9 protein-coding genes and 1 pseudogene are annotated in these 8985 nt (G+C 63.6%); 2 read left to right on the forward strand and 8 right to left on the reverse strand.

What is annotated here, in order from left to right:
* Window positions 1-521, forward strand: a pseudogene (locus WBB85_RS06325) (DNA polymerase III subunit gamma/tau); the annotation flags it as partial.
* A gap of 208 nt (window positions 522-729) precedes the next feature.
* Window positions 730-1083, forward strand: coding sequence for a YbaB/EbfC family nucleoid-associated protein (locus WBB85_RS06330; protein ID WP_432637781.1), 354 nt, complete (start codon window positions 730-732; stop codon window positions 1081-1083).
* A 28-nt stretch (window positions 1084-1111) separates the two neighbouring features.
* On the opposite strand, the gene argE is transcribed toward WBB85_RS06330, so the two are convergent.
* The 8 genes from argE to ppk2 form a co-directional block, all read right to left on the reverse strand.
* Window positions 1112-2266 (reverse strand): acetylornithine deacetylase, encoded by a 1155-nt coding sequence (gene argE, locus WBB85_RS06335; protein ID WP_432637782.1) that lies wholly within the window; start codon window positions 2264-2266, stop codon window positions 1112-1114.
* Complete coding sequence (locus tag WBB85_RS06340; RefSeq protein ID WP_432637783.1) at window positions 2263-3240, reverse strand: LysR family transcriptional regulator; 978 nt, start codon at window positions 3238-3240, stop codon at window positions 2263-2265. Before WBB85_RS06340 ends, argE begins: the two co-directional genes overlap by 4 nt.
* 41 nt (window positions 3241-3281) lie before the next feature.
* Window positions 3282-3956, reverse strand: coding sequence for a DUF1028 domain-containing protein (locus tag WBB85_RS06345; RefSeq protein WP_432637784.1), 675 nt, complete (start codon window positions 3954-3956; stop codon window positions 3282-3284).
* On the reverse strand, window positions 3953-4378 hold the full coding sequence (locus WBB85_RS06350) for a RidA family protein (RefSeq protein ID WP_432637785.1): 426 nt from the start codon (window positions 4376-4378) through the stop codon (window positions 3953-3955). Before WBB85_RS06350 ends, WBB85_RS06345 begins: the two co-directional genes overlap by 4 nt.
* 13 nt (window positions 4379-4391) lie before the next feature.
* Entirely contained in the window at window positions 4392-5543 is a 1152-nt protein-coding gene (locus WBB85_RS06355) for an aromatic ring-hydroxylating oxygenase subunit alpha (protein WP_432637786.1), read from the reverse strand.
* Window positions 5540-6676, reverse strand: a complete 1137-nt coding sequence (locus WBB85_RS06360; RefSeq protein ID WP_432637787.1) for an aromatic ring-hydroxylating oxygenase subunit alpha — start codon at window positions 6674-6676, stop codon at window positions 5540-5542. Before WBB85_RS06360 ends, WBB85_RS06355 begins: the two co-directional genes overlap by 4 nt.
* A gap of 3 nt (window positions 6677-6679) precedes the next feature.
* Entirely contained in the window at window positions 6680-7981 is a 1302-nt protein-coding gene (locus WBB85_RS06365) for a flavin-containing monooxygenase (RefSeq protein ID WP_432637789.1), read from the reverse strand.
* A 241-nt stretch (window positions 7982-8222) separates the two neighbouring features.
* Window positions 8223-8985: polyphosphate kinase 2 (gene ppk2 / locus WBB85_RS06370; RefSeq protein ID WP_432637788.1), on the reverse strand; the 763-nt coding region annotated here is incomplete at its 5' end.

Consider the following 8985-nt stretch of genomic DNA (forward strand, 5'->3'; position numbering starts at 1 on the left):
ATGCAGCGCCGCGCGCCAGCCTGTCTGCCACCCCCAGCGGCAACGGCACCTCAACGGCGCTCGCCCGCGATCCAGAGGTGGCGCTCGCCCGCTATGCGAGCTTCCCGGCGGTCGTCGAACTCATCCGCGCCAACCGCGATGTGAAGCTGCTCTTGGAGGTCGAAAGCCATATCCGCCTCGTCCACTACGCACCGGGCCGGATCGAGTTCGAACCGACCCCGGACGCACCGCGCGATCTGGCGGCCACATTGGCCCAGCGCCTGCAAAGCTGGACTGGCGTGCGCTGGGGTGTCTCGGTCGTCTCGGAAGGCGGCGCGAAAACCATCGCGGAAGAACGCAACGCCCGCGAAGACGCAGCCCGCGAGAAGGCCAGGGGAAATCCTCTGGTACAGGCGGTTTTCGCGGCCTTCCCCAAGGCCAGCATCACCGCGATCAGAACACCCGACGAGGTTCAGGCTGAAGCGCAGGCGGAGGCCCTGCCCGAGGTCGAGGACGAATGGGACCCGTTCGAGGAAGGCTAGCGCGGTATCGTGGCCCGACCGGACATGAATCTCAGGATTTTGCCGGGACGTTGCGAACACCCGCGACGCCCCCTTCGCCCGGAATCAAGCGCGAAGCGCGCCGGGCTCATTCCCGACCTTCTTCGTCGCCGGATGAGGCCATTGCCCTCCTTGCGATCCCGGCGTCGGGGTATTACCTCACTCCCGACTGACGGACAGGGAGAGAACGATGCTGAAAGGTTTGGGCGGGCTCGGTGGGCTTGGCGATATGTCCAAGATGATGAAAGCCGCGCAGGAGATGCAGGGCAAGATGGCCGAGCTTCAGGAAAGCTTCGACCGGATCAACGTGGTTGGCGAAAGCGGCGCGGGGCTTGTCACCGCGACCTGCTCGGCCAAGGGCGAGCTGAAGGCGCTCGACATTGACCCGTCGATCTTCGATCCGACCCAGAAGGAAGTGGTCGAGGACCTGATCGTCGCTGCGATCAAGGACGCCCAGAAAAAGGCCGCCGACCGCAGCCAGGAAGAGATGAAGCGGCTTTATGAAAGTCTGGGCCTGCCCGCTGACATGAAACTGCCGTTCTGACCCCGGACGGCGCGCGGGGGCGTGCCGCTTACGCCCGGCCGCAGAGGTGATCCAGCAGCCGGTCGCACATTGCGTCGCAGCGAGCCAGTTCCGACGCTTCGATGTACTCATCGGGCTTGTGCCCCTGCTCCATCGATCCTGGCCCGCAGACCAGCACCGGCACCCCCGCCGCGTGGAAATGGCCTGCCTCGGTGCCGAAGGCGACCTTGGTCATGCCAGCCCCGGGCATCAGTGACTGCATCAATGCCACCGCCGGATGATCAGGCGGCATACCCAGCCCGGGATAGGCATTCACCACCTCGATCTCCACCCGCGCGTCGGGGAAGACATCGCGATAGAGCGCTGCGACCGCGTCGGTCAGGGCGGTGAGGGCATTCTCAATCTCACCGGTCGGCTGGTTGGCGGGATAACGGTATTCGAAATCCACCACCGCCCGATCCGGCACGATGTTCAGCGCAGTGCCGCCACTGATCCGCCCGGCATGAACCGTCGCATAGGGTATGTCATAGCCCGCATCGCGTGCACCGGTCGTCGCCAGATCGGCTTGCAGACGCCGCAGCCCGGCGACGAAATCCGCTGCCAGATGGATGGCGTTCAGGAAATCGGGCGCCATGGAGGAATGACCGGCCATGCCGTGACAGGTGGCACGCAAGGCCACCTTGCCCTTGTGGCCCAGCGCGATCCGCATCGATGTCGGTTCCCCGACGATGCAAAGCTGCGGCTTGCCTATCGTCGCGTCCAAGGACGGGAGCATCTGCGGAATGCCAAGGCAGCCGACCTCCTCATCCCAAGAAAAGGCAAGCTTCAGCGGCTCGGCCAATGGCATCCTCGCCGCCCGCTCGGCCGCCGCAAGCATGCAGGCAAGATACCCCTTCATATCCGTCGTGCCACGACCATAAAGACGGGTGCCATCAGCCCGCAGCCGGAACGGATCAGCCGACCATGCCTGCCCAGCCACCGGCACCACATCGGTATGGCCCGACAACATCACGCCCGCACGATCATCTGGACCGATCCGCGCGAACAAACCGGCCTTTGCCCCGGTGGCATCGCCGATGCGATGCACCTTGGCCCCCGCCGCTTCCAAAACGCTTTCGATGAACGCCACCATAGCCAGATTGCTGTCGGCGCTGACCGTTGGGAAGGCGATCAGGCGGTCCAGGATTTCCAGCGTCCGGGTCATCGCTCGCCCTCACGTTGGCGGGGGGCGCCGCCAGCGGTCGCCCTTTGGCCCATCTGAATGCCCGGTACGTTTTCATCGGTGATCATCTGGCGGCAATGGTCGATGAAGGCCTTTACCGTCAGAACACTCCCTGCCCCTTCGGCCATCACCAGCCCCATGACCATCGGCCTGACCCGGCCGGTCAACGGGACAAAACGCAGCGGCTTGCCATCGGGCGAGGTTTCGTGAAGTGGGCGAATATTGGCGATACCGTAACCGAACCCGTTCCCGACAAGGCCGCGCATGACCGCAATGTCGCGGGTCCGTTCGGCGATCCTTGGCCGGACCCCGGCCGCCTTGAAGAAGGACAGGAAATAGGCGCTGCTGAGCGGCAGGTCGAGCAGGACCATCGGGTGGTCCTTCAGTTCCTCCACCGACACCTCTGCACGATCGGCAAGAGGATGGGTCACGGGAAACATCGCATAGGGCGCGAGTTTTGCCAGCGGCACGAACTGCAGATCCGTGGCAATTTCCAGATCATAGGTCAGGGCGATATCCAGTTCCCCGCCCCGGATCAGGTCGAATATCTGTTGCTGGTTCAGCTCGGACTGGCTGACCCGCACATCGGGGTAAAGCTGTTCGAACGCGCGGCGGAGGGGCGGCACAATCATCTGCGCGAAGGTCAGAAGACAGCCGAGCCGCAAGGGCCCTCTCACGTCGCCCGAAATTCCATTCGCCAACAGGGTAAACCGATCCGCTTCGAACAGAACACGTTTGGCCTGATCGAGAAATTCCCGCCCCGGCCCGGTCAGCGACAGGCCCTGCGCGTGTCTGCGTATGAAAAGCTGCTGGCCGAATTCGGCCTCAAGCAGGCCTATGGCCGCCGAGATGGAGGGCGAGGACACGTTGACCCTGTCCGCCGCAACCGCAATCGATCCCGCCTCACCCACGGCGACGAAATATTCGAGCTGGCGAAGCGTGAAGCGCAGGGGCATGGTTGATTATTCCCCTGTCACCAGGCGGGAGGCAAGCCTGCTCATTCGTCGCCCGGCACGCCGTAGGACGGTGCCGCACGGGGATCGAGTGCGCGTTGCACATAGGCGTCAAGCTGAGGCTTGTAGACCTCCCATGCGGTGGCGACGGCCTCGATCGGGCAATCCTCGGTCCAGTCGCAGCGCAGATCGGCGACGGGCCAGGCGACCTTGTCGACCAGCTTCATGCCCGCCGAATGCACCGGTCCCGCCTCCCCCCCCGCGGCAAGGCCCGCGCGCATCGCCGCGATCAGCCGGTCACCGAGATGGCCCGTCGCCGACAGGAACCCATCGACGATGGCTTGCGGCACGCCGTCATTGGCCAGAAGGTTGCCACCCGAAGCGACATTCGGGGCCTGCGCCTCGGTCCAGATGCCCAGCGAATTCGGCCCGGAATGGATCGCCGTCGCCCCGCTGCTATCGACGGCCAGCACCTGCCGGTACTCGATGAATCTGCCCTGCCGTTTCACCTCGGCCACTGCCTCACCCGCACTCATCCCGCTTTCCATCAGGTCAAGCGTCAGCGGCCCCAGCGTCGGGTCGGTGACGTTCTGCGAGGCGACCGCCCCCACGCCCGCACGGGCATAGGAACAGCGCGCGGCGACGGCGGGCGAGGAGGAGGAGATTGCAACCCCGAACATGCCGGTCCTGTCGCAGCGGGCGACGAGCGAGAAGGTCATGGTGCCTCATCCGGGATCACGGCGGTGCCGTCAATCTCGACCAGCCAGTCCGGCCGGGCTAAAGCCTGCACCACCAGCCCGGTCGAGACCGGATGCACCCCCTTCAGATATTCGCCCATCGTGCGATAGACCGCCTCGCGGTGGCGCACATCGGTGATGTAGACGACGACCTTCACCAGATGCTCCATCTGCCCGCCGCATTCCTCGATCAGCTGCCTGATGTTCTGCATCACCTTATGGGTCTGTTCGACCGGATCGTGGCTCTCGATATTCTGCGCGGTGTCCAGATCCTGCGGGCACTGGCCGCGCAGATAGATCGTGCGCCCGCCTTGGGTGACCACCGCCTGACAAAGGTCATTGTCGAGCTTCTGTTCGGGATAGGTATCCTTGGTGTTGAACTTGCGGTGGCGGTAATGCGCCATGGATGGCTCCTTGTCAGACCGGAATGGCCGGGGCCAACGCCCCGGCAAGATAGAGGTGGAAGTCGCGGATCGTGCCTTCGAAATTATCGCCCGCCAAGGGCCCGGGATCGGCGCGGGATGACCCCAAGGCCAGTTGCAGCTTTTCCAGCTTCTCCCGGTCCTCGCGGTTGACCTCGGTCCAGAGCGCGATGCGCTGAGCGATGGTGTCCGCATCGAGATCGTCGCCATAGACCGACAGCGTCCAGCGCACATGGACGCAATCCGCGCTAATGGGTTGCAGGCTGAGCGACGCCAGAAGGCTTGCCGCCTGACTGGCGACCTGCGTCGGGAAGACGTTGAATAGAAACGAGCGTTGGCGCTGGCGGTCATCCAGCCCCGGCGCGCCCTTGCCGCGGGCAGGGATGCCGTCGGGATAGTTCGCATTGTAGCTGGTGAAGGCCGGGGCGGAGGGCCCCTTGGTGCAAAGCTCGGTCGGCGTATAGCCGCGCAGGGTTGTCGGATGGACGACCGAGAGGTGATAGCCTTCCATGAAATTCTCGACGAGGCATTTCCAGTTGCACTGCCAGTCCTCTTCGGCGGAATGCACGACACGGAAATCGCTGGTTTCATAGGGGTCCAGCACCTCGGCCAACGGCTGAAGCTGTTCCGCCAGCGGCCGGGGCGTGTCGGCAAGACTGACATAGATGAAGCCCTGCCAGATCTCGCAGGAAAACTCTGCCAGCCGGCAATTGGCCCGGTCGAACCCGGCATTGTCCATATGGGCGGCGCGCAGAAGGCCGCCATCGCGACCATAACTCCAGGCGTGATAGGAACAGATCAGACGTTTGACATTGCCCCGCCCCTCGGCCAGCAGCATGCCCCGGTGGCGGCAGACATTGGCGAAGACCCGGATCACCGCGTCATCGCCCCGGATGACAATCAGCGGTTCGCCCAAGAGACGCGCCGCGAAATAGTCGCCCGGTTCGGGGATCTCATCGGCGCGGCCAAGGCAATGCCAGCCATCGCGCAGAAGCGTCGCCTTTTCCAGCTCGAACAGTTCAGGCGACGTGTAATAGGCCCCGTGCAGGCCCGAGGGCCGGTCTGCGGGCAAGGCGGCCGTCTGCCGCAATCCGTCAAGAAACCACGGCAACCGACCCTGCAGGTCGGGAGAGGACATCGCAGTCATTGGGATACCTTTGAGACAAGATAGGTGGCGAAGTCAAAGTTGGGCCGCTCCAGATGCGACAGATGGCCGGGCCGGGCGAGGTCGGAGGAAAGCCCGCGAAACACCTTTTCGGTACAGCCGCGATCCTCGACATTCACATCGTCGAGCAGGGTTTTCAGATCGTTGAAATTCTGCTGCGCGTCAGGATCGTCCTTGTAATCGTCCGACATGCCGCCGCCGAACCGGATATGGACCTGCCCCGGCCCTTTCGGATGCAGCGACAGATACCAGAAATAACCCGGCGTCAGCGTGATCAGAAGCGAGGGATAGATCGCCAGCAGAAAGGTCGTGCGGCGGGCGTCGCCCTTCAGGCGGGTATTCGACGGATGCGCCATGGCGATGCGCAGGGATTCGTCCTTCAGGATCGTGTGGTAGTTGAACGCGGGCAGGCCCGGCGGGCAGACCATCTCATCCAGCTTGGAAAGCCCGCCGATCGTGCCCGCATGGCAGACCGGCAGGTGATAGCTTTCCATGAAATTCTCGGCCAGCACCTTCCAGTTGGTGTCCCAGACATGTTCTTCGAAGAAGGCCTCGGTGTAGTTGGTCATGTCATAACCCGCGACCAGCTTTTCCACACCCGTCAGCTCTTCGGCCACCGGTGTGGCATCGGGGTTCAGCGAGACGAAGACCCAGCCCAGCCATTCCTCGCAGCTGAGTTGCGGCAGGGCGTAGTCGGTTTTGCAGAAGCCCTCGTTCAGCGTCATCGCCGGGGCGCCCCGCAGGCTGCCGTCAAGGTTGTAGGTCCAGGCGTGATAGGGGCAGACGATGGACCTTGCATTGCCCCGCCCGTGCAGCAGCGTCGACATGCGGTGCAGGCAGACATTCGACATCGCCCTGAGCCCGCCCGACGCATCGCGCACCACGACGATGGGCTGACCGGCCAGTTCCGCGCTGACATAGTCGCCGGGCTTTGCCATCGCACTCGCGCGGCCCACGCAAAACCATTCGCGGGCAAAGACCAGCTCCAGCTCTTTCGCCAGAAACGCCTCCGATGTGTAGACTTCGGGCGGCATTGCGCGGGCCTGTTCGAAGGGCACGCTGGTCGTGGCGCGAAGGGCGTCGACCGGGTTCGGGTCTTTTGCATCCTTGGCCATCGCCTACCCCCTCTTCCTCAAAGGCACTGCCGGGCACTGATCCGGCACGGACGGAGCATATGCCAGATATTTGCGTTGCGTGCAGATATGATCCGCCAGATGTTTGGCATCGTGCCAGACCCCCCAGATAAAGCTCGACCCCCGGCGCGACTGCCAGGGTGAACCAAGAAAGCAGAGCCCGGGTTCCGCCGACACGCCGCGCTGATGCTTTGGCCTGCCGCGTTCGTCGAACACATCCACCTGCAGCCAGTTGTAGTCCGGCGCGTAACCGGTGGCCCAGATGACCGTGGTGATGCCCGCAGCGGCAAGGTCAAGATCGCAAATGGGGGTCGTGACGCAATCCGGGTCCGGTCCGATAATACGGGCTTCGGGTTCCTCGGGCAGATCCAGATCGTTCCGGTCGATATAGACGTCGGCCTCATCCAGCACCGAAAGATAGTTGGCATCCCCGCGCTGAAGGTTATCGGCAAGGTCAGGGGCGAGGGTCAGCCGCCCGCCCGCATAGCTTTCCGTCCGCCCAAGCAGCACCATGCCCCGCGCGGCGAGTCGCCGGAAGTCCATCGTATGGCCGCCATTCGCACCGCTGACCGCGATGGTCACATGTTCGGTTCCGGGCGCGGGTGCCGGGGCATCCCATTTGCCCAGAACACCCAGCCACCAGACGAAATCCCGCCCGCGATAGGACCGTGGCGGTCGGTCATGCGGCCCGACCGACAGATAGACCTGCCGGCCTGCCGCCAGAAGTTCTTCGGCAATCTGCGCGCCCGACGACCCCGCGCCGACAACCAGCACGGCACCCTCGGGCAAGGTGCCGGGATTGCGGTAGGCGTTGGAATGGATTTGGGTCAGCCCCTCTTTCGCAGGGATGATAGGTGGCACGACCGGGCGCTGAAACGGACCGGTGGCGGCAACCACGAAGGTCGCCTCAATTGCCCCAGCCGAAGTTTCGGCGCGAAACCCCGTCCGATCGGAAATGCGGCGCAGCTCGGTCACCTCAACGCCGCAACGGATCGGCGCGCCGATCTTTTCAGCGTAGGAGACAAAGTAATCCGCCACCGCCTCTTTGCCCGGAAAGGCATCCGGATCGGTCGCGGCGAACTCCAACCCCGGAAAGCGGTCATGCCAGGCCGGGCCATTGGCGACGAGAGAATCCCAGCGCTCTGACCGCCAGCGTTCGGCAATGCGGTGCCGTTCAAGCACCAGATGTGACACGCCGTTACGGCCCAGATGCTCGCTCATGGCGATGCCCGCCTGACCGCCACCGACCACCAGCACCTCGACCGTCTCGACCGGGAAATCCTGCATCCTCGTCCCTTCATCCATCGGCACAGACTGTACCGCAGTCCAGACGGTGTCCGGTCCATACAGAACCGTCCGCCCGGCCAGCAGGGACCGCATCCGGTCATCATCGGGAAGAGTGACAACGGTGGGCTTGTCCTGTGCGCTTGTCGGAACGTCGTCCAGCCGAGGGCGGATCACAAGAAATACTATTGTCATCCGCGATTAGGACAAGCCTAACCAGCAGGGCACCGACCGCAATGGACGCCTACGCTCCGGGCTTGGCCTTGCCATTTCCGCCCGAACGCTGCGCCGATGCAACGGAGGCAGGCGCGGTCTTCGGCTTTGCATCCGACCGGCGCATGTCGGGATGCATGGACGCACCAAAAATATGATCCGCCCCGTGCACGACATGGGTCGCCCGGCCGACGATCAGCGGGTCGGGCATGCGGACCACATCGTGATCCTTTCCGGGATAATCGAGTGAGGCGAGGAAGTGGCGCATGCAGTTCAGCCGCGCCCGCTTCTTGTCGTTCGACTTGATGATGGTCCAGGGCGCATCGGCGGTGTCTGTATAGAAAAACATCGCCTCTTTCGCCTCGGTGTAATTGTCCCATTTGTCGAGCGACGCCTTGTCGATAGGCGACAATTTCCAGCGCTTCAGCGGGTCCGTTTCCCGCGATCTGAAGCGGCGGCGCTGCTCGGACTGCGTGACCGAAAACCAGTATTTGTAAAGCCGTATCCCCGAACGGACGAGCATCCGCTCCATTTCCGGCGCCTGACGCATGAATTCAAGATAATCGGGAGGCGAACAGAACCCCATCACGCGCTCAACCCCGGCCCGGTTGTACCAACTTCGATCATAGAAAACCATTTCACCCGAGGTCGGCAGGTGTTCGATATAACGCTGAAAAAACCACTGGCCGCGCTCCTCATCCGTCGGCTTGTTCAGCGCCACGACGCGGGCGAAGCGGGGGTTGAGATGTTCCATGAAGCGCTTGATCGTACCGCCCTTGCCTGCAGCATCGCGG

Source organism: Albidovulum sp., assembly GCF_049646345.1.
In the GTDB taxonomy this organism is placed as follows: Bacteria; Pseudomonadota; Alphaproteobacteria; order Rhodobacterales; family Rhodobacteraceae; genus Albidovulum.